The sequence below is a fragment of the Mycobacterium lentiflavum genome (genome assembly GCF_022374895.2).
Lineage (GTDB): Bacteria > Actinomycetota > Actinomycetes > Mycobacteriales > Mycobacteriaceae > Mycobacterium > Mycobacterium lentiflavum.
Map to the genome: position 1 here is coordinate 3964410 of NZ_CP092423.2, position 21101 is coordinate 3985510.

The window sequence follows — 21101 nt, forward strand, 5'->3', positions numbered from 1 at the left end:
TGCGGCTAGCCTGTCCAGCAGGTATGTGCACGGGGCTCGACGACGCATCGGAGAAGATCTGCCAATGATTTTCAAGGGCGTACGAGAAGGGAAGCCCTACCCCGAACACGGGCTCTCCTACCGGGACTGGTCCCAGATACCGCCGCAGCAGATCCGGCTCGACGAATTGGTCACCACGACAACCGTGCTGGCCCTGGACCGGCTGCTCTCCGAGGACTCCACCTTCTACGGCGACCTGTTCCCGCACGCCGTGCGGTGGAAAGGCGTCATCTACCTCGAGGACGGCCTGCATCGCGCGGTCCAAGCCGCGCTGCGGAATCGCACCGTGTTCCATGCCCGGGTGTACGACATGGACGTACCGCTGAGCCAGCAGACGCAGGGATCGGGTTCGACGTTCGGGCATTAGCCCGGTCACGTTTGCGCGTCGCCGGGTGTCGACGTAATGAGGGCCAACAAGGTCCGCACGTTGATGATTCAGGACGATTCGGGAGGTCCGCCATGCCCCGGCTTCAGGGAGTCTCCGACCGCGACGCCAGTCTGGGCGCCAAGATCGCCTTCTTCTTCACCAAACGCAAGCTCGCGCAGATGGCCGGGCTGGAAACGGCCGGCATGCTCGAGCCGCTGCGCATGTATGCCCACATCCCCGCATTGCTCAGCGCCATCGGCAAGCTGGAAATGGCCGAATCGAAGCTGGACATCCTGCGCCCGCGCCACCGCGCGCTGGCCGAGCTGAAGGCGGCCACGACGGTGCGCTGCGAGTACTGCGTCGACCTCGGCTCGCAGATCGCGCGCCAGTGGGGCATCACCGACGAGGAACTGCTGGGGATGGCCGACTACCGCAACGCGGCGTGCTTCGACGACGTCGACAAGCTGATCCTCGAGTACGCCACCGCGATGAGCCGGACCCCGCTCGAGGTGACCGACGAGCTGTTCGACGCGCTGCGCGCCCACTTCGACACGGCGCAGCTGGTCGCCCTCACCCACGTCATCAACCTGGGCAACCTGCGGGCCCGGTTCAATGTCGCACTCGGCATCGGCTCGTCCGGCTTCTCCGGCAACCGGGTGTGCGCCCTGCCCGAATCCGGTCGCGCGTGACGGCTGCACTGACGGCACGGTTCGAGGCGGCCCGCCCGCAGCTGGGCGCCCTCGCCTACCGCATGTTGGGCTCGATCGACGACGCGCAGGACGCCGTGCAGGAAGCCTGGCTGCGGCTGGACCGTAGCCCCACCGACGACATCGCCAACCTGGACGCGTGGCTGACCACCGTGGTGGCCCGCATCTGCCTGAACACCTTGCGCGACCGCCACTCCCGGCATCGCGAGGAACCCGTCGCCCAGTTGCCGGATCCGATCGTGGACGCCCACGGCGAATTCGACCCCGAGCACCGCGCGATGCTGGCCGACGCGGTCGGCCTGGCGTTGTTCGTCGTGCTGGACACCTTGGCACCGCCGGAGCGGTTGGCGTTCGTCCTGCACGACGTGTTCGCCGTCCCGTTCGACGAGATCGCACCGATCGTCGAGCGCACCCCGGAGGCGACGCGCAAGCTGGCCAGCCGCGCACGCCGGCGAATCCGGGACGCGGACCCGCTGCCCGACCCCGACATCGCCGCGCAGCGCGAAGCCGTCGACGCCTTCTTTGCGGCGGGGCGCTCCGGCGATTTCGACCGGCTGGTGTCGGTGCTGCATCCCGACGTCGTGTTGCGTGGTGACTTCGGTTCCGGCGCAGGGCTTTTCCACGCCGAGGGTGCGTCGTCGGTAGCCGAGCTGGCCCGCGGCTACGCAGCGCCCGAGCGCGAGGTCCGCGCCGCGATTGTCAACGGCGCGGCCGGCGGGGTCGTCTTCGTCACCGGCCGGCCCACCGCGATCATGGCGTTCGTGGTGCGCGACGGCGTGATCGCCGCCATCGACGTGCTGGCCGACCCGGAGCGCATCGCCCGGCTCGACCTGAAAGCCGTGGCCGGCTAGTTGACCGCGGTCGCCGCCTGCAGCAAAGCGAGCGCGGCGTCGTGTTGGAGCACCCAGTTGCCACCCTGTTGGACGAACACCAGTTGCTTGCTGACCGGCCCGGCGAACTTCGGGCCCGCGATGGCCACCTGGGCGGCGGCCGTATTGGGCCCGGCCGGCACGATGTTCGTCACGGTGAACGTCTCCGGGAAGTTGCCGTTGCGGTAGGCCTTACGCAGGTCGTGGTCGGCAACGTGGCCCTCGTCGGGATTGATGCCGTTTTCGACCAGGCCGACCTTGACGGAGTAGCCCACGCCAGGATCGGTGGCCTGCAGGCACAGGTTGCTCAACTGCTCAGCCGTCGGAAGGCCCGGGCCCACCGGCGCAGGCGCGGGGGGAGGCGGCGGCTCCTGCGGCAGCGGCGCCCCGACCGCGGCCAGTTGCACTGCAGGCACTGGCGTTGCGACGGAAGCGATGCCGACGGCCGCGCCGCCGATGACGGCCAGCGCCGCCGCGCTGATAGCTACGGATTTCACGTTTCCCCCTTTAGCGGCCCGGTTCAGGCCAACCTGACGGATGCTACTCACTGTCCGGCGGCTTGCAGCAGCTCCATCGCCGACGAGCGCGACAACATCCAGCTGCCCTGGTTGACGAAGGTGACGTTCTGCATCACCGGGTTGGTCAGCTTGGGGCCTGAAACCGCGACATCCGCCGTTACCGATCCCGCGGCGGCCGGAGCAATGTCGGTGATGGTGAACGACAACGGCAGGTCGCCGTTCTTCGCCGCCTTCTGCAGCTTCTTGTCCGCGATGTGGGCCACGGTCCCGCTGACGCCGCCTTCGACCAGATTGCCCTTGTTCGTGAACGACACGCTGGGGTCGGCGAGGGTGTTGAGCAGCCCGGTCAGCTGGTCGGCGGTCGGAACGTCGACGGCGGGAGCCGGCACCGACGGTGGGTCCTGCGGCAACGGGGCGCCGACGGCGGCCAGCTGTACCGCGCTAACCGCCGGAATGGACGCGACCGAGGTGACGCCGATGGCCGCGGCGCCGACGGCGCCCAGGGCGGCCACACCCGTGACAACGCTTTTAATGACTTTCAGAGATTTCATGATTCCCCCTTCGAGTGCAACGACGTGACGGAATGTCACCCGTGCCCGCAGTTGGTGTAGATGGTGTGGTTGTGCACCTTGTGACAGATGCTACGCGGGATCACCCCGACTAATCTGTGCGCAACCTATGTAGCAGCCCAGAATCGGGCTTTGCCGCTTAACCAGCCGGACCGGAGACGGATGCACGCAAGCTCTTCGGACGGATGTCGGGCCAGTGTAGTTCGACATAGTCCAGGCATTCGGCGCGGGTCGCTTCGCCGTAGACCACCCGCCAGCCCGCCGGGACGTCGGTGAACACCGGCCACAGGCTGTGCTGTTCTTCCTCGTTGACCAACACGACGAAGGTGCCGTTGTCGTCGTCGAAAGGGTTAGTACTCATCGCTTCTCCACCATCGCCAATCTGGACAGACCACCCGCCGGACCGACCCAGGACCCCAACACCCGGTCCGACAACAGGCCGAGACAGCTCAGGTTCGGAAAACCGGGCCCCTGGGTGAGGCCGGACAGGTTGGGCAGGAACAGTTTGGGGGTGACGTCGCTGACGGACAGGTCGTAGCCGATCCCCTCCTGCAGGCGATCGGACGCCAGTGGTCCGCCCAGACCCAGCTCGAGCAGATCGAGCGCGTCCTGGTTGAACAGTGAGGTGAACCAGAGCGCATCGGCGCCGGAGCCGTCAATGACGAGGTCGAATCCGTGCACCGTCTCCAGGTTCTCGCTGAACCGGTTGGTGGACAGCGTCAGCCGGATCTGCCCGTCGCGGCCGACCGCGTGCGCGACCCGGCCGCGCAGGTGATGGATGCGGTCGTCGGCCAGCAACGCTTCCTGCACGTTCGCCGAGAACACGCCGCGGTCGGTGCGGGCCAGCGCGTCGCGGCGCTCGTCCAGCGTCAGGGCCGTCCAGTCGGTGGGGTCGGAGAACAATGAGTTCTCGAAGAAGCTCTCGCCGCGGGTGAACAACGTCACCTGCGGCGAGATGACCGTGATCGTCGAAACCCGATGCCGGAAAAGCTCATTGAGCATCGAGGCGGCCGTCTCACCGCCGCCGATCACCGCGACCCGCTCGGCGTCGATGCGGTCGTGGCCGGCCGCGCGATCCCAGAACTGCGCAATCGACATCATGCGCGGGTTGCCGGGCAACAACGATTTCTCGGCCTGACCTGGTCCGGTGATCATCAACGCATCCGCGTGCACGGTGGTCTCGCGGGTGTGCAGTGCCCACCGGTCGCCGACGACGCCGAGCCCGTCGACCTCGCCGTGCACCACTTGCATGCCGACCTGGTCGGCGACCCAGCCCAGGTATTGGCTCCATTTGCGATGCGGCGGAGCGGGTCTGCCGCGGTCGATCCACTCGGCGAACGACGCGGTCGCGATCAGGTAGGACTGCCAGCTGTACCGGGTCATCAGCTCGTCGAGCTCGCCGTTGCGGCGCGGCACCAACGCCGACCGGTAGGGAAAGCCGACATCTTTTTCCGGACTGGTTCCGAGCCGGTGCGCCCCGTCGGTCCAGCCGCCGCTCGCCTGCCAGTTCGCCCCGACTCCGGTGCGTTCGACGGCGATCACGTCGGGGACCTCTGGGATATCGGGGCCCATGTCGCGCAATGCCTTGGCCTTGGCCGCCACGGCCACCGCCTTGGCGCCGGCGCCCAGGATCGCCAACGTGCTCATGTCACCACCTCCCGCAGTGAATCCATCCAAAGTTGTTGCAACGCAGAGATGTCCGCGTCATCGAGAATGCCGGGCAGCGCGCGCCACTGCGCGGCCAGAACACGTTGACCGTCGAAGGGCAACACGGTGGCCATGATCGTGAGTTCGTGGCGCACCGCCAGATCAGGTTCCGGCTGCGGCGATACCCCGGCCAGCAATCCGCGCTCCGGCTTCAGCACGGTGCCACCGCCGGTGTGGGCCGCCCCGAGGTAGTTCAGCAGCACCTGCGGACTGGGCAGCGGGGCCAGCCGCTCGGCGGTGTCGGAGCGCAGATAACGCAGCAGGCCGTAATCGAGGCCGTCGCCCGGGATGGCCGCCAACTGCTTCCCGACCTGCCGCGGGTCGGCCGAGGCCACCCGCACCGGATAGATGGAACTGAGCAGTCCGATCGTGTCGCCTGTGTCGGTGGTGTCGTCGACCAAAGTGTCTGCGCGCCCGTGGGTTTCCAGCGCCAGCAGTGGCGGCGGCGTGGCCTGGTTTCGCTGCTGGCGCCAGCACGTGACCATCGCCGCGGTGGCGGCGACCAGCAGATGCGGCAGCGGCAGCCCGGAATTCAGGAGCCGGTGGGTGGTGTCCGCATCGGCGGCGACCATCCGGACGATCAGATCGCCGGCCCGGTCACGGCCCGGATCAACCCGTCGGGCACCGAGATTGGGATCGTCGCCTTCGAGCTGTGCCGCCCAGAACGGCGTGGTGTCCAACTTCTCGGCCCGCTGCGCCAGCGCTTGGGCCCACCGCCGGTAGCTGGTGTGCTCCCGGATCGGCGCGGGCGAGTGGCCGGTGGCCAAAGCCTGCAGCGCCGCGTCCAATTCGCCGAGAAGGACCCGCCACGACGCCGGGTCCATTGCCAACACGTGGGCGGCCAGAAGCAGAACGCTCGGTCCGGTCGGGGGGCGAAGCCAGACCGCGGCCAGCAGCACTGCGCGCTCGGGATCGAGACGTTCGACGGCCGCCGCGACATGCCCGGGGACGACGGCGTGCAGATCACCGGAAACCGTCACCTCGTCGACCAGAGTCGCATTGGCCGGCGTCGGTACCAGGGTCATCGTGGCGCGGTCCAGTCGGGTGCGCAGCACTTCGTGCCCGGCGACGACGCTCGCCAGCGCGGCATCCAGGTGTTCGCGGCTGACGTCGTCGGGCAGCCGGATAGCTTCGGTCTGTGCCAGCCGACGAGGCTCGCCGTATTCGTAGAGCCAGCGGCCGTTGGGCAGTACCGGCATCGGCCCAACGCTGTCTTCGACATTGCTTGCCGCGTAAGCACTTTCGGAGTCGATAGCCTCCGCCAGTTCCCGGACATTGACGCAGTCGAGGATCAGCCTGGCCCGCAACGCCAGACCCCGTGCCCGCGCGGCCTGCACCACCGACAACGCCATGATGCTGTCCAGGCCCAGCTGCAAGAAGTCCGCGGCGACGTCGACCGTGGGCAGGTGGAGCAGCTCCGAAAGCACTTCGGCCAGTAGGGTTTCCGTGGGCGTTTCGGGCTCGGCCCCGGCGGAGCTCGCGGTGTCGGCCGCATCGAATGCGCTCAGCGCGGCCTCGTCGAGTTTGCCGTTGGCGGTCAGCGGGATTTCGTCGACCCTGATGATGCGTTGCGGAATCATATAGCGCGGCAACCGGGTAGCGAGCATGGCACGCAGCTCCACGGTCGGAAGGGGGTGCGCGTCGGGGATCACCACGTAGGCGCTCAGCCGCGCTCCGGTTGGCAGGCGCCGCACCAGGACACCGGCGTGCCGGACGGCGGGGTGCGACTCGAGCGCCGCCGCGATCTCACCCGGCTCGACCCGGTAGCCGCGAATCTTCACCTGCGCGTCGGCGCGCCCCACGTACTGCAGCGAGCCGTCGACACCCCTGCGCACCACGTCGCCGGTGCGGTACATCCGCTCGCCGGCGACAAATGGATCGGCGACGAAGCGCTGGCTCGTCTCCCCCGGGCGGCCCAGATAGCCGCGGGCCAACTGCGCACCGGCCAGGTAGAGCTCGCCGGTCGCCCCGACGGGCACCGGACGCAACCCGGAATCGAGCACGTATCCGCGGGTGTAGTGGGTCGGCCGTCCGATCGCCGGCTCGTCGTAATCCGTGATCGCGGCCACCACCGCCTCGACCGTGGTTTCGGTCGGGCCGTAGCAGTTGTAGGCGCGCAACCGGGTTCGTGCGCACTCGCCGCGGATCAGGGTCCATGCGGACTTCCCCAGCGCTTCCCCGCCCAGTGCCAATACCGTCAGCGGAACCGTCGTGAGCAATCCGCAAGCGGTGAGTTGGGCGAACATCGACGGGGTGGTGTCGATCATGTCGACGCCGTGCTCGGCGATCGCGGCGACCAAGGCCTCGGCGTCGGTCTGGGTCCGCTCGTCGACGACGTGCACGCCGTGGCCGTCGAGCAGCGCGACCAGGGGCTGCCAGGCGGCGTCGAAGGCGAACGACCACGCGTGTGCGATGCGCAGCGGGCGGCCCAGCCGGGCAGCCGCGGGCCGCAACACGCTATCCAGATGATCGTCGGCGTACGCGCCGACGGCTGCGTGAGTTCCGATGACGCCCTTGGGTTCTCCCGTGGTCCCCGATGTGAAGACGACGTATGCGGCCTGCTCCGGCGGCGGCTCGACGGGGTGGAAGTCGGCGCCGTCGTGTTTCGCGGTCCGCAGCAGCTCCTCGTCGACGATGATCGACGCCCCGGTCTGGCGCAGAATCGACTCCGCCCGCTCGGGGGGCAGCCCCGGCTCCATCGGCACGCAGATGCCGCCGGCTTTGAGCACCGCGAGAATCGCAACGATGTACTCCGGGCCGCGGAAAAGCCGGATGGCCACTGGGGTTTCGGACCTCACCCCGCGCTCGGCGAGCCGGGCGGCCAGCCCATTGGCGCGACCGTCGAGCTCGCGGTAGCTCAGCGTGCCGCCGGCCCAGCTGACCGCGACGTTATCGGGCGTTGTCGCCGCGATCGCGGCGAACCGGGTGTGGATGCCGACCGCGGGCGGGGCCGCCGCGCCGGCAGCCGTGCCGGCCTCGTCGTCGAAGAGCACGCTGACCTCACGCAACGGCCGATCCCAGCCCCACAGCAGTCGCTCGGCGGTGGCCATCACCCGCCGGCCCAGCCGCTCGGCGGAGGTGGCACCCAGCGCGCCGTCCAACACCTCGACCAGCACCACCAGTTCGCGGCCCTGCATGTGGGCGGCGATCGCGATCGGGAAGTGTGACAGGCTCTCCAGCGCGGATGGCCGGAATGTCGCACTGCCCGCGGTCAATTCGCCGCCGGCGACCAGCCCGTCCATCGGGAAGTTCTCGTAGACCAGCAAGGTGTCGAACATCTCGCCCACGCCGCCCAGCGCGCGCAGCTGTGCGTGCCCGAGATAGCCGTGTTCGCGCAGCAGCGCGGCATTGCGTTGCACAGTGCGGCATTGGTCGCCCACGCCGGCGGCCGGGTCCAGCTGCACCCGCATCGGCACCGTGTTGATGAACAGACCGATCATTGTCTCGACGCCGGCGAGTTCGGCCGGCCGGCCGGAGACGGTGACTCCGAAGACCACGTCGTGGGTGTCGGTCAGTCGCGACAACACCAGGGCCCACGCCATTTGCATCAGGGTGCTGATGGTGATGCCGCGCGACCGGGCGCCCTCGACGAGCCGCTCGGCGACTTCGGGCGGCAACCGCAGTTCGGTGGTGCGCGGCAGGCCTGCCGGCTGCCCCTCAGCCGAGCCGAGCGCGGCGGCCAGCAGGGTGGGGCCGGCCAGCCCGGCCAGGTGCTGGCGCCAAACCTGTTGGCTGGCCTCCGGATCGCGACTCGCGAGCCACCCGATGTAGTCCCGGTACGGCCGCGGCGCCACCGGAAGCGCCGTGGGGTCTCCGCCGGCGGCGTACAGGATCATCATCTCGTTGACGAACACCGGCAACGACCACCCGTCGATCACGATATGGTGGGCGGTGATCACCAAACGCCATTGTGGGCCCGGCAATTCGATCAGCAGGAATCGAATGGCCGGCCCGCGTTCCAAATCGAACGGTCGCCGCCGTTCGCCGACCTCCAGCGCCGGTACTTCGTCGGGTGAGGCCGTGACCAGTTGCCAGGGCAACTCGACTCGGGAGGGCACGATCTGCACCGGGCGGGCAATGCCCCGGCTGAAGAAGCTGGCCCTCAGGTTCGGGTGTCGGGCCAACATCTTTGTCGCACAATCGCGCAACAGCTCGATGTCCAGTACGCCAGAGATATCCGCGGCCATGCCGATCATGTAGGGATCGTCGGCCGCTTCGCCGTCGACGAATTCGGTGAGCGCGCTCAGCGAATACAAGCCCTCTTGCAAGGGGCTCAACGCCATCACGTCCTCGATGTCAGGTGCGACATCGGTTTTGATAGCGGTCATGACGTCCCGTCCCGCGACGACGACCACAGCTGCGCCACGGCGGCCAGGTCGTCGGCCGACAGTCCGGACGCGGCCATCGGCTCGAAGTGGGTATCGGCCGGCGCCTCGGCCGGCTCGGTGTGGGCGTTGCCTTCGCCCAAAGCGTCCAGGGCGGCGGCCAACTGCGCCACGGTCGGATGCTCGAACACCATGCGCGGGCTGACCGCCAGGCCGGCCGCGCGGGCGCGCGATGACAGTTGCACCGACAGGATGCTGTCGCCGCCGAGGGCAAAGAAGTCGTCGTAGCGGCCGACTTCCGGGGTGCAGAGCAGTTCGGCGAACACCTTGGCGAGCGCCCGTTCGGTGTCGGTGCGCGACGGTTCGAGCTGTCCGCCGGTGCTGACCGCCGGCTTCGGTAGCCCGGGCCGGTTCAGCTTGCCCGAATCGGTCTTGGGCATCGCGTCCAGCACGGTCAGCGACGACGGCATCATGTAGCCGGGCAGCGTCGTCGCGACCGCGGCGCGCACCGCGCTCGCGAAGGCAGCCTTCTCGGAATCGTCGACGATCGGCCGTTGCGGCACAACATATCCGGCCAGCGAGAGACCTCCGTGCATCTCCCAGGTACGGGCGGCGGCCGCGGCGACGCCGTCGGCGGCCGCCAGTGCAATTTCGACCTCGGCCAACTCGACGCGGAAACCGCGCACGTTGACCTGATGGTCGGCCCGGCCGGCGAACTCCAGCTGGCCGTCCTCGGTCCACCGGGCCAGGTCGCCACTGCGGTACATTCGCGAACCAGGTTCGGCCGCATAGGGATTGGCAATGAACCGCGACGCGGTCAGACCGGGCCGCTTCCAGTAGCCACGGGCCAGTTGGTCGCCGGCGTAATACAGTTCGCCGACCACACCGACCGGCACCGGGCGCAGGCCGTCGTCGAGCAGGTAGGCATCGCTACCCGGGACCGGCCTGCCCACAAGCGGATTCGGCAGACCGAGCGGCCCGCGCGACACCGCACCGGAGGTCTCGGTGGAGCCGATGTTGTTCAACAGCTGGATGTCTGTATTGCCCGCACACGCGGTGACCAGGCGCTCCAGCAGCGACGTGCTCACCGGCTCGCCACCGCACACCAGCCGCGACAGGGATCGCACCCCGTCGGGCCGGATGTCCACCAGCGCCGAGACCAGGCTGGGCACCGCGGTGACCTGCGCCACCGCATGCCGGTCCATCAGCGCCGCGAGCGCTTCGGCGTCCCGGTGCTCGGCATCGTCGGCGAGGATCATCGTGGCCCCGGCCGCCAAACCGGCCAGCATCTCCATACCGCCCTCGAGGAAGGTGATCGAGGCCTGGGCGAGTCGAATGTCGTTGGTGCAGGGCGGGTAATGCCGCAACTGCCAATCCAGCCGGGCCGACATCGATCGATGCGTGCCCACCGCGCCCTTCGGCTTGCCGGTCGAGCCGGACGTGAACACCAAATACATCGGGTCGTCAGGATGCGGCACCGGTAGGTCCGGACGAACGGTGCCGTTCTCGACCACCGTGCGTACCTGCGGGTCGCCCAGCGAAATGACCTTTACCCCAGGCACTTCGGGCGTGCTGTCCACGGCCTCGGCCGTCGCCAGTACTACCGGCGGCACCACGTCGTCGAGCATGAACTGCTTGCGCGCCAGCGGATAGCCAGGATCGATCGGGAAGTAACCGCCGCCGGCTTTCATGATGGCCACCAGCGCCACCACCATGTCGATGCCGCGCCGCGTCGAGAGCCCGACCAGCGATCCCGGTGTCACACCGTGTTCGACGAGCAGCCCCGCCAGGTTGTCCGAACGGCGGTGCAGCGCATGGTAATCGAGCTGCTCACTGCCGCAGCGCACCGCGATCCGGTCGGGTCCCCAACTGCGGCTGGGCGCGAGTAACTCCGCAATGGTGCGCGGCCGGTCGGCCGGCGCCGGGGTGCCGCGGCTCCACGCGTCGAGGATCCGGTGCTGCTCGTCGGCATCGATCACCGCAACGTCGCGCAGGGTTTGGTCGACGTTGTCGGCGAACTCGGAGATGATCCGGGCCAGCCAGCCCGCCAGTCGCTCGATCGTCGACCGGCGGTACAGCTCGGTGCGGTAGATGACGTCGCAGTTGTATCCGGCGCCGTCAGCACCGTCGGCGCCCAGAAAGTTGACGCTGAGGTCGGCATGCGCCATATCGAAGATCGGGTCCAGCGAGGTGCACACCGTGTCCTCGCCGGCACCGGCCGCTGGCCCCGAATCGATGACGCGGGTGGCCGGCAACTGATCGCGCACGTGCACCACGACCTGGAACAACGGGTTGCGCGACAGCGAACGCACCGGGCTCACGCTGTCGACCACCCGGTCGAACGGCAGATCCTGATGGGCGTAAGCGGCCAGCGCCGTCTCGCGCGCCCGGGCCAGTGCTTCGCGCAACGTCGGGTTGCCGTCCAGGTCGTTGCGCAGCACCAGGATGTTGACGAAAAAGCCGATCAGCTGATCCAATTCGGCCTCGGTGCGTCCGGCAACCGGGGTGCCTAACGGGATGTCGACGCCACCACCGGCCTTATGCAGCACCACGGCAACGGCCGTTTGCAGCAGCATGAATTCGGTGATACCCAACTCGCGGCATAACTCGGCGAGCTTGGCGCGGGTGGTCGAGTCGATGCGGAAGGCGACGGATTCACCCGCGCCGCTGGGCACCGGCCGGCGAGCGAAGTCCGGCCGCAGTCCGGTGTCTTCAGGCATCGCCGCCAATTGCCGGATCCAGTACTCGCGCTGCTCGGCGGCAATCGCGGACTCCTGGCCGGTGGAGTCCCCCAGGAACGCGCCCTGCCATGCCGCGTAGTCGGCATACTGCACCCGAAGCGGTGCCCACGACGGCACCTCCCCGGCCCGCCGGGCCCGGTACGCGGTGAGTACATCTGAGAACAGCACGCCCGCGGACCAGTGGTCGGAGGCGATGTGATGGACCACGAATGACATCACGTACTCGCCGTCAATGCCGTTGCGCAGCAACGCAATACGGATTGGGCGTTCGGCATCGAGCTCGAAGCAGTGCCGACGCTCTTGGTCAAGCTGCTCTTGCAGCCAGGCTTCGCTGTGCTGGTCGGCACCGTCGAAGGACGCGCGGCGGATCGGCAGATCGCCGGCCGGATTGACCACTTGATACGGCACGCCGTCGATTTCGATGTAGCTGGTGCGCAGGATTTCGTGACGTGCGACGACGTCACCGATGGCCGCGATCAGCGCCTCGATATCCCACGGACCGCTCAGTTTCGCGGCGAACGGAATGTTGTTGACCCAGCTGGGACCGTCGATGCGGTAGGCGAACCAGCTGCGCAGCTGTGACGCCGACAGCGGCTGGGGCTCCTCGTGAGCGGTCGCGATCAACTTGGGCCGAGACTCGACGAGCTCGCCGGACCCGAGCTCGTCGACCCGCTCGGCCAGCCGGCCCACCGTCCCCAGCTCGAAGACATCGCGGATGCCAACCTCCACACCGCAATCCGACCGGATCGCGGTGACCAGTTTGGTGGCCACCAGAGAGTGGCCGCCCAAATCGAAGAACGAGTCGTCGACACCCACCCGGTCGTGGCCGAGCAGGGTGGCAAACAGCGCGGCGATGCGGCGTTCGGTTGGCGTCGTCGGGTCGCGATATTCGGCGCCGGCGGCGATCTCCGGTTGCGGAAGCGCGACGCGGTCGATCTTGCCGTGCGCGGTGATCGGAATCTCGTCGAGCACGACGTAGCCGGCCGGCGTCATATAGTCCGGCAGTGCGGCGGCCACCCGGGCCCGGATCCGCTCGACGTCAACGGATTCGGTGCCGCAGTCCGGCGCCGGGGTCACATAGCCGACCAGGCTCTTACCCAGTCGGGGCAGATCCACCGCCAGCACCACCGCCTGTCCAACGCTGGGGTCGACCGAGATGGCGGCGGCGATTTCACCGAGCTCGATGCGGAAGCCGCGGATTTTTACCTGCTCGTCCGCGCGGCCGACGAATTCGATGTCTCCGTCGGCGTTGCGGCGGGCCAGGTCACCGGAGCGATACATCCGCCCGCCCGCGGTGAACGGGTCGGCGACGAACCGTTCGGCCGTCAGCCCCGGCCTACGGTGATATCCCTGCGCGACATGCGTTCCGGCGATGTATATTTCGCCAATCACGCCGACGGGGACCGGTTGCAGCGCATCGTCGAGCAGATACACCTGCGTGTTGATCTTCGGCCGGCCGATCGGCACGATGCGGGTGCCCTGCGTGCCCTGCACCGGGTAGCTGGTGCAGTTGACGACGGTCTCGGTCGGGCCGTAGAAGTTGTACAGCAGCGCATCGAAGGTGGCGTGGAACTTGTCGGCGATCTCGCCCGGCAGGGCCTCGCCGCCGATCGGGACCCGCCGCAGCGTTCGCCATTGGTTGACGCCGGGCAGCGACAGAAACAGGCCGAGCAGCGACGGCACGAAGTGCATCGAGGTGATGCCTTCGCGGCGGAGCAGGTCCGTCAGGTAGCCGATGTCGCGCAACCCGTCGGGCCTCGGAATGACCAGCCGCGCGCCCATGATCAGGGTGCCGAAAATCTCGCCCATCGACACGTCGAAGCTGGGCGAGGCGACCTGCAGCAACGATTCCGTTGCGTCGACCTGGTATTCGTCGCCGAACCAGACGAAGTACTCGGCGATCGGCGCGTGCGGAACCGGAACACCCTTAGGCAGCCCGGTCGAACCGGAGGTGTAGATCAGGTAGGCGGTGTTGTGCGGGGTCAGTGGCCGAATCAGCTCGGGCGCGGTCACCGGGTAGTTCGACAGGCCGGTAACCGGTTCGCGCAGCACCAGTTTGGCGTCCGCATCACCCAGGATGAACGCGATGCGATCCTGCGGGTAGGTGGGGTCCACCGGCAGGTAGACCCCACCCGCTTTGAGGATGCCCAGCGCCGTGATGACCAGTTCGGGCGACTTGTCCAGCAGTAGCGCGACTCGGTCTTCGGTGCCGATCCCTTGTTCGATGAGCCAGTGCGCCACCCGGTTCGACTCTTCGTCGATCTCCCGGTAGCTATAGTCGCGGCCTTCGTAGCCGACGGCGATGGCATCGGGCGCGGAACTCGCGCGCCGAGTGACCAACTCCGGCAACGTGGCCGCCGCGGTGGTGAACTCTTCGCCCGTCGACACCTGGCGTAGCCATTCGGCGTCTTCGCGGCTCATCAGTGTGCATGCCGACAGCGTCGCGTCGGGGTTGCTCAGCGCGCTGTCCAGCAAGACGACGTAGTGTCGCAGCAGCTGTTCCACCAGCGGGCGATCGAGCACCTCGACGAGGTATTCGGCCTCGACGAGCCCGCCGTTCCCCCCTCGCTGCAGCTCCACCATGAAACTCAGTGGCAGCTGGTTGAAGTGACCGCGCAACTCGGCGCGCGCGCATTGCACACCCGGCGGGCAGAAGCCGGCGCCGTCGGCGTCTCGCTGTCCGAAGCTCACCCGGGTCATCCGGTCCGCGCCGTGGCGGCGATCGGGATTCGATTCGCGCACTAGCCAATCCAGGTCGGCGCGGGAATGCGCGAAGGCGCCGACGGCGCTGTCGCGCGTTTGGGCGAGCAGTTCGCGGAATGTCTGGTGGGAGTGCGGTTGGAGCCGAATCACCACGGTGTTGCCGTAATAACCAATGGCATCCTCGGTCCCGACGCCGCGATTCAGCACCGGCACGGCGACCAGAAAGTCGCTCGACTGGGTGTAGCGCTGGACCAGTGCCGCGAAGGCGGACATCAGCACCATGTACGGGGTGGCGCCGGTCTCCCGGGCCAATGCCGCAACCCGATCGACGACGTCGGCCGACAACCGCGTCGTCGCGCGCTGCGCACGCCAGGTGCTGGGCACCACCGAACCGTTGGGCCCCGGAAGCTCAAGTGGCTCCGGCAGGTTCGTGATCAGTGGCCGCCAGTAGTCCGCGTCCTCGTTATGGCTGGCGGTGTCGGTGAAGGCCGGCTCGACCGCGGGGGCGGGCACCACCGGCGCGGCGGCGAATCCGTCCGGGTCGGTGTAGGCGTGGGTCAGATCGGCGAAAAACGGCGCCCATGACCCGTCGTCCCACGCGATGTGGTGGGCGGTGAACAGCAGCATCAGTTCGTCGGCAGACAAGCGCGCCACGGTGACCCGCAGTGGCGAATCCTTGGCCAGGTCGAAGGGGCGGCAGAAGTCCCGCTGCGCCAGCACGTCCAGCCGCAAGCGCCGCGACTGATCGGACAGATCCGACAGGTCGTGCTGAGCCCATGCCGGCCGAAGATCCGCGCGGACCACCGGATACGGAAGGCCGTCGGCGTCGGTCTCGTAGGTCGTGTGCAGCACTTGATGCCGCGCGGCCACGGCAGTGACGGCGTCCTCCAGCCGCGCTACGTCGACCGTGCCGGTTACCCGATACGAGACGCAGACGTTGAGCAGCGCGGTGTCGGGGTCGACCGACTGCACGAACCACATCCGGTGCTGACCGCCGGACATGCGCGGCTCGTCGAGGGTCGCCACCGACCCTTCGGCTTCGGGCCGGGTCAGGCCGCGTTCAGCGAGCTTGCGGCGCAACAACTCCAGGCGCTTTTCGTCGAGCTGGGCGCTGGCATTGGTTTCTGTCACGCTAGGAGTCCAACCTTTCTAGCATCGCGAGCGTCGAATGTGGCGCCCCGATCGGAGCTGCGGCGGCATCCAGCCGCGATGGGGCTTTCGGGCCGCCGGTTGAGCCGGCGCCCACCGCATCGATCAATTCGTGCACGGTGATGCCGCCGAGCATGCGGGCCACCGGAACCGAGTTCCCCACCGTCCGGCGCAGCCGCTTGCGCAGATCCAGCGCGAGCAACGAGTCCACACCGAGGTCGATCAGCGAGGCACTCGAATCAATCGAGGACGAATCACCCAGGTGCAATGTCGCGGCCAGCTCGGCACGCACCACGTCGGCGACCGGTTTCGCAGCGGAGCCGTTGCCATGCTCGGAGCTCTCGCCGCCGCCGACGCCGCTGAACGGCATTGGCATTCCCTGGCTTTCGAAAAAGACCGAGAGCCGGTCGAAATCCGCGTCGAAGATCAGGGGATCGCCGTCGTAACGGTACAGGCCGGCCTCGATCGCCAATTCGGGGTCCATGGCGATCAGACCCGAACGCTCGGTGCGGGTGATCTCGCTGGCCGCCACCACACCGGCGGCCTGCCATAGTCCCCATCGAATCGCCGTGCAGTCTCGGCCGCTGGCCCGCAACTGGGCGGCTAGCACGTCGAGCATCCGGTTGGATGCCGCGTATGCCGCATGGTGGTAGCCGCCCCACACACCAAACACCGACGAGCAGGCCAGAATCCGGCAGTCGGGCCGCATCGGCCAGACCTCGGCCAGCAGCGCCAGCCCGCGAACTTTCGCGTGGCATACCGCGGCCACATCCGTGCCGGTGAGATCCTCGCGCACAACCGCTTTGGCAATGCCGGCGGTGTGTATCAGCAGTGACGCGCCGGAGCCGGCATATGCGAGCGCGGCGGCGGACAACGCGACGCGGTCGGTGATGTCGCACCGCGGGGCGTGGACCACCGCGTCATGATTTTCGGCCAGCCGTGCCATCGCATCGAGGTCGACGCCGTTGCGGCTCAACAAGGTGACCGTCCGTGCGCCGCGCTCGATGCAGTACCGCGCGTACTGCAGGCCGATCGCTCCGCTGCCGCCGGTGATCACCACGTTGTCCAGTGCGGCGCCATCCAATGGCCGGCTGGTTGCCGAATCGCGGCACTCCCGGAATGTCCGGACATAGCATCGGGGCGATTGGGTCCCCCGCACCGCGATCTCGGCCCCGTCGCCGATCAGCGCTTCGACGACCGCGCGCGCGGTCGCGGCGTCGACATCGCGGCTGGGCAGGTCCAGGTGCCCGAAGATCTGGTCCGGGAATTCGAACCCGACGCTGCGGTGCATCGCGGCCAGGGCGGCCTGTGCCGGCGAGACATTCGGATCCTCTTGCTCGACCTGCTCGGCGCCGGCGGTCAGCAACCAGACGGCCCGGCATCGTGGGCCGATGATCGCGGCGTAGTCGGGTAGCCCCGCGTCGGATCGCGCACCGATCTGCTCGATCGCGGCGAGCGGATCCAGCTGGTCGAGTTCCGGGGCGACCACCACCACTATTTCGGCTTCGCCGAGCGGCACCGCCTGGCAACCGTGGTGCGCGGCGACGGCGTCGATCAGTCGTTGCGTCAACACACCCGCAGCGTCCTCGCCGAAAAAACCGATAGCACAACGAGTTACGCCAGCCGTGGACGTCACCTGCTGCCAGTCCTCAACGGCGGCGGTCAGCGCTGGCACCGCGAGCAAGTCGGTCAGCGGTTCCGGCGTCGCCCACAGGTGCACCGCCCGCATCGGCGCGTTCGGGAACCTCGGCAGCGGCGGCCGGATACCGCCGGGGATGGCCTGGGCCCATGGGCTACCGGGGTCGGCGGTCGCGACGGCGGCGACGTTCGCCGAGAGCGCCTCGGTGATGGGTTTGTCGCGATGTCCCGATCCGACGACCACCGCCGAATCCTCGTCGACGATGTCGGCGAGCGGATAGAGCAGCGACGGGTGTGCGGACAGCTCGACGAACGTGTCGACGCCCAGTTTCTGCGCGTGTCGCACCGCCCGATCGAATCGCACCGTGCCACAAAGGTTCTCGTACCAGTATTCGGAGAAGTCGATGCCGCCATCCACCTCGGTGCCGAAGGTGGAGCCGACGAACCGCGCCTCGCCGGGCCGGAAGGCCGAATCGGGTATCAGCTCGATCAACGGAGTCCGCAACGGCCGTAGTGCGCTGGTGTGGCCCGGATAGTCGACGGACAGTTGATGATTGAAGATGCCGCGGCGCCCCGCCAGTTGCACCGCAGCGGCCACGGCGTCGTGCTCGCCGGACACCACGGTCGACGACGGTCCGTTGACGGCCGACACTTCCAGCCAGCCCGGCGCATCCGCCAGCACCGACTCCGCCTCTTCGAGGCCGACCCCCAGCACCGCCATCGCGTACCGGCCGGTGAGCCGGTCGACGACGGTCGCGCGCGCGCCGACCAACCTGACCGCGTCGGGCAACGTGATCGTGGCGGCCACATACGCCGCCGCCACCTCACCGAGGCTGTGCCCGATGGTGACCTCGGGAACCACCCCGTAGTTTCGCCATGCCGCGGCCAGGCTGACCGCGTGCGTGAACTGGGCGCCCTGAATCTGCGTGCGCGACCAGTTCTGCTCCAGCTCCCCCACCAGGTAAGGCAGCGGCGCGGGCAACCCGGCCGCGACGAACGCCCGTCCGCACTCGTCCGCGGTCTCCCGATAGGCCGGCAGCCGCCGGTAGGCGTCGGATCCCATCGCCTGCCATTGACTGCCCTGGCCCGGAAACACGAAAGCGATGCGCGGCGCCGAGCTCTTCGACGACCAGCTGATCAGGGGGTGCTCGTCGTCGCGGGCCAGCGCCGACAAGCTGTCGACGAGCTCGGCGGAGTCGGCTGCCCGCACCACCGCGCGGTGACGTCGCAGCCGCCGCAGCCCCAGCAGGGTCGACGCGACCGACGCCACGAGATCCGGTGCTCTGTCCCCGTTGCGGTCCAAGTAGTCCAGGATCGCCGCGGCGTCCCGGCGAATCAGCTCTTTGTCGTGCGAGGTGAGCAGCACCGGGACACGGCCGTCCGGCAACATGTGATCGGGCACTATGCGACCTCTGGCATGGAAACGATCAGATGCGCGTTGGTACCCGCGATCCCGAAGGCCGACGCCACGGCCGTCCGTTGTCCGGCAATAGCCGGCCACGCAGTCAGCGTCTGCGCCAGACGTAGACCTTGCCCATCCCAATCGATTTCAGGACTAGCCTCGTCGGCGTGCAGGGTGGGCGGTATCGCGCCGTGTTCGGCCGCGACGAGAACCTTGGCCAACCCGAGCGCACCGGCAGCGGCCAACGAGTGACCCAGGTTGGACTTGACCGAACCCAGCAGCGCCCCGGCACCGGGTTCGGTGTTCCCGTAAGTTCCTGCCAGCGAACGTAATTCGGTGCGATCGCCGAGCCGGGTGCCGGTGCCGTGCCCTTCAATCATGCCCACTTCCTCGGGCTTGATTCCGGCCTGGGTGATCGCGCGGCGGAACAGCCGGACCTGCGCGTCCTCGCTGGGGGCGGACAGACCGGCACTGCGACCGTCCTGGTTGACGGCGGTGGCGCGGACTTCGGCGATGATCTGCCGACCGGCCCGCAGCGCCGCCGATTTACGTTGCAGCACAAACATTGCCGATCCCTCGGCCCAGACCGTTCCGCTGGCCTGCGCGCTGTACGGGCGGCAGTAGCCGTCGTCGGAGAGGGCGTGCTGCTTGGAGAACTCGACGAAGAAACCGGGCGAGCCCAATACGTTGACCCCACCGGCCAGCGCCAGATCGCAATCGCCGTCCCGCAGGGCACGCACCGCAACGTGGAAGGCCACCAGCGCCGACGCGCACGACGAGTCGAGGGTGAGCGCCGGACCGGTCAACCCGAGCGTGTACGCCACCCGGCCCGAGATCACGCTCAGCGCCGTGCCGGCGAGCAGATGGCCACTGTGCCGCGAGAATTCGGCCATCTCGGGCCCGTACCCGGTCATCGATGCGCCGACAAAGCAGCCCACATCGTGGCCGGCCAGGTCGTCGGGGTTGATGCCGCTGTTCTCTAGCGCGCGCCAGGACACCCGCAGCGTCACCCGCTGCTGTGGGTCCATCGCGATCGCTTCGCGAGGCGAGATGCCGAAGAACTCGGGGTCGAATGTGGCTGCCCCGCTGAGGAATCCACCGCGGTCGTGGATCTGTTTGAATCCACTGCGGCGTGACCCGGCGAGCAGTTCGGCGACGGACCAGCCCCGGTCGGTCGGAAACGGGCCTAAGGCCTCGCGGCCGTGCGCCAATAGGTCCCAATAACTGTCGGCGGTGTCGATACCGCCGGGCGCTTCGACGGCCATCCCGACGATCACGACCGGATCGATCGCGACGGCTTCGACCCCGTTGTCAGACATCGGCGTTCACCTGTGTGGCGATCGCATCGACGTGGTCGTAGACGTAGAAGTGGCCGCCGTCGTACAGCGACAGCTCGAAGGACCCGCCGGTATGCCGTTCCCACTGGCGCAGCACGTCGATCGCGATGCGGTGATCGTCACGGCCGCCCAGGACGTGGATGTCGGCACCGATGCGGGTATCGGGACTGGGGTCGTAGCGATTGAAGGCCTGATAGTCGGCGCGCATCGCGGTGGTGATCAGCTCGGAGAATTCCTCGTCGGCGAGCAATTCGGGATCGGTACCGCCGAGGTCGGCGATCTCGGCGAGTACGCCGTCATCGCTGGTCGGCAGCTCGGGCATGTCGGCGACGACACACGGTGGCGGACCCGCGGAAGCCCAGAGCTTCTGCACGGCGACGCCCCGCTCTTCGGCCACCCGAGCAAATTCGAACGCCACCACGGCGCCCATGCTGTGCCCGAACAACCGCAGCGGCGCGACGCTGCGCCACGGCCCGGCCTCAAACAGCCCGAGGGCCAGGTCATGCACGGTCTCGTGGGCAGGTTCGGCGAGCCGGTCGGCGCGCTGCGGGTACTGGACGATGTAGATGTCGCCCCCGGCAGCCAGTGCGGCGGCCAGCAGCCGGTAGCTCGCGGCGGCCGCGCCGGCGTGCGGAAACACCACCGTGGCGCCGTCAGCCGGGCTCTCGCCGCGCCCGGGAACCAGTTTGATCCAAGACGCAAATGTGGAGGGCATGCTGATCAGGTCACGGAATGTCATGGTGCTCACCGGATGCATGGGCGGCGACGCCGTCGGCGCGGGCCAAGTGGGCGGGCGCAGCGTGAGCGCCTGCCGATACCAGCCACGACCGGCCCGCCGGCGCCGTCACCGGGAGCGGGCCCAGGCCCCGACACCGCAGGTTGTCAGCTTGCTGAACTGCGTCGACACCGACGCCGATCAATTCGGCTACCTCCGCACGGATGTTCTCCGAGCACGCGGGGGCACGCTCCACGAAACCTCCCTGAATTAGCACAGGCTGCCCTAATTTTTTTGGTTACCCTATCCCCTCTC

13 protein-coding genes are annotated in these 21101 nt (G+C 68.3%); 3 read left to right on the forward strand and 10 right to left on the reverse strand.

Annotated elements, in window-relative coordinates; genetic code table 11:
- Positions 1-64 precede the first annotated feature (64 nt).
- From MJO58_RS18540 to MJO58_RS18550, 3 genes are all read left to right on the forward strand, one after another.
- A complete protein-coding gene (locus tag MJO58_RS18540) occupies positions 65-406 on the forward strand; it encodes a type II toxin-antitoxin system VapB family antitoxin (protein ID WP_090603930.1) in 342 nt (113 codons plus the stop codon).
- 92 nt (positions 407-498) lie between these two features.
- Positions 499-1095 (forward strand): carboxymuconolactone decarboxylase family protein, encoded by a 597-nt coding sequence (locus tag MJO58_RS18545; protein WP_090603932.1) that lies wholly within the window; start codon positions 499-501, stop codon positions 1093-1095.
- On the forward strand, positions 1092-1964 hold the full coding sequence (locus MJO58_RS18550) for a sigma-70 family RNA polymerase sigma factor (RefSeq protein ID WP_239720415.1): 873 nt from the start codon (positions 1092-1094) through the stop codon (positions 1962-1964). The genes MJO58_RS18545 and MJO58_RS18550 overlap by 4 nt, the downstream gene beginning before the upstream one ends.
- Here the strand turns inward: MJO58_RS18550 and MJO58_RS18555 are convergent.
- The 10 genes from MJO58_RS18555 to MJO58_RS18600 all read right to left on the reverse strand — a co-directional run bounded on the left by MJO58_RS18555 (position 1961) and on the right by MJO58_RS18600 (position 21042).
- Positions 1961-2479 (reverse strand): MTB12 family secreted protein, encoded by a 519-nt coding sequence (locus MJO58_RS18555; RefSeq protein WP_090603934.1) that lies wholly within the window; start codon positions 2477-2479, stop codon positions 1961-1963. The two genes, MJO58_RS18550 and MJO58_RS18555, sit on opposite strands and share 4 nt — an antisense overlap.
- A gap of 47 nt (positions 2480-2526) precedes the next feature.
- Positions 2527-3051 (reverse strand): MTB12 family secreted protein, encoded by a 525-nt coding sequence (locus MJO58_RS18560; RefSeq protein WP_434086247.1) that lies wholly within the window; start codon positions 3049-3051, stop codon positions 2527-2529.
- Between the two features lie 157 nt (positions 3052-3208).
- Positions 3209-3430: an MbtH family protein gene (locus tag MJO58_RS18565; protein WP_090603936.1), complete on the reverse strand. Its 222-nt coding sequence runs from the start codon at positions 3428-3430 to the stop codon at positions 3209-3211.
- The gene (gene mbtG / locus MJO58_RS18570; protein WP_239720418.1) at positions 3427-4716 is read right to left on the reverse strand and encodes an NADPH-dependent L-lysine N(6)-monooxygenase MbtG; all 1290 of its coding nucleotides are present in this window, start codon (positions 4714-4716) and stop codon (positions 3427-3429) included. The genes MJO58_RS18565 and mbtG overlap by 4 nt, the downstream gene beginning before the upstream one ends.
- Complete coding sequence (locus MJO58_RS18575) at positions 4713-9104, reverse strand: amino acid adenylation domain-containing protein (RefSeq protein WP_239720419.1); 4392 nt, start codon at positions 9102-9104, stop codon at positions 4713-4715. The genes mbtG and MJO58_RS18575 overlap by 4 nt, the downstream gene beginning before the upstream one ends.
- A complete protein-coding gene (locus tag MJO58_RS18580; RefSeq protein WP_239720422.1) occupies positions 9101-15676 on the reverse strand; it encodes a non-ribosomal peptide synthetase in 6576 nt (2191 codons plus the stop codon). Before MJO58_RS18580 ends, MJO58_RS18575 begins: the two co-directional genes overlap by 4 nt.
- Before the next feature lies 1 nt (position 15677).
- A complete protein-coding gene (gene mbtD / locus MJO58_RS18585; protein ID WP_239720424.1) occupies positions 15678-18734 on the reverse strand; it encodes a mycobactin polyketide synthase MbtD in 3057 nt (1018 codons plus the stop codon).
- On the reverse strand, positions 18734-20053 hold the full coding sequence (locus MJO58_RS18590) for a beta-ketoacyl [acyl carrier protein] synthase domain-containing protein (protein WP_239720427.1): 1320 nt from the start codon (positions 20051-20053) through the stop codon (positions 18734-18736). The genes mbtD and MJO58_RS18590 overlap by 1 nt, the downstream gene beginning before the upstream one ends.
- Positions 20046-20810 (reverse strand): thioesterase II family protein, encoded by a 765-nt coding sequence (locus MJO58_RS18595; RefSeq protein ID WP_239720430.1) that lies wholly within the window; start codon positions 20808-20810, stop codon positions 20046-20048. Before MJO58_RS18595 ends, MJO58_RS18590 begins: the two co-directional genes overlap by 8 nt.
- The gene (locus MJO58_RS18600; RefSeq protein ID WP_239720432.1) at positions 20797-21042 is read right to left on the reverse strand and encodes a hypothetical protein; all 246 of its coding nucleotides are present in this window, start codon (positions 21040-21042) and stop codon (positions 20797-20799) included. The genes MJO58_RS18595 and MJO58_RS18600 overlap by 14 nt, the downstream gene beginning before the upstream one ends.
- Between the last annotated feature and the right edge of the window lie 59 nt (positions 21043-21101).

What these genes read in the sequence shown, in the direction of transcription:
- MJO58_RS18595 (WP_239720430.1), bottom strand. Translation starts at nt 20,810, where the DNA reads ATGACATTCCGTGACCTGATCAGCATGCCCTCCACATTTGCGTCTTGG.
- MJO58_RS18565 (WP_090603936.1), bottom strand. Translation starts at nt 3,430, where the DNA reads ATGAGTACTAACCCTTTCGACGACGACAACGGCACCTTCGTCGTGTTG.
- MJO58_RS18575 (WP_239720419.1), bottom strand. Translation starts at nt 9,104, where the DNA reads ATGACCGCTATCAAAACCGATGTCGCACCTGACATCGAGGACGTGATG.
- mbtG (WP_239720418.1), bottom strand. Translation starts at nt 4,716, where the DNA reads ATGAGCACGTTGGCGATCCTGGGCGCCGGCGCCAAGGCGGTGGCCGTG.
- MJO58_RS18590 (WP_239720427.1), bottom strand. Translation starts at nt 20,053, where the DNA reads ATGTCTGACAACGGGGTCGAAGCCGTCGCGATCGATCCGGTCGTGATC.
- MJO58_RS18560 (WP_434086247.1), bottom strand. Translation starts at nt 3,051, where the DNA reads ATGAAATCTCTGAAAGTCATTAAAAGCGTTGTCACGGGTGTGGCCGCC.
- MJO58_RS18545 (WP_090603932.1), top strand. Translation starts at nt 499, where the DNA reads ATGCCCCGGCTTCAGGGAGTCTCCGACCGCGACGCCAGTCTGGGCGCC.
- MJO58_RS18540 (WP_090603930.1), top strand. Translation starts at nt 65, where the DNA reads ATGATTTTCAAGGGCGTACGAGAAGGGAAGCCCTACCCCGAACACGGG.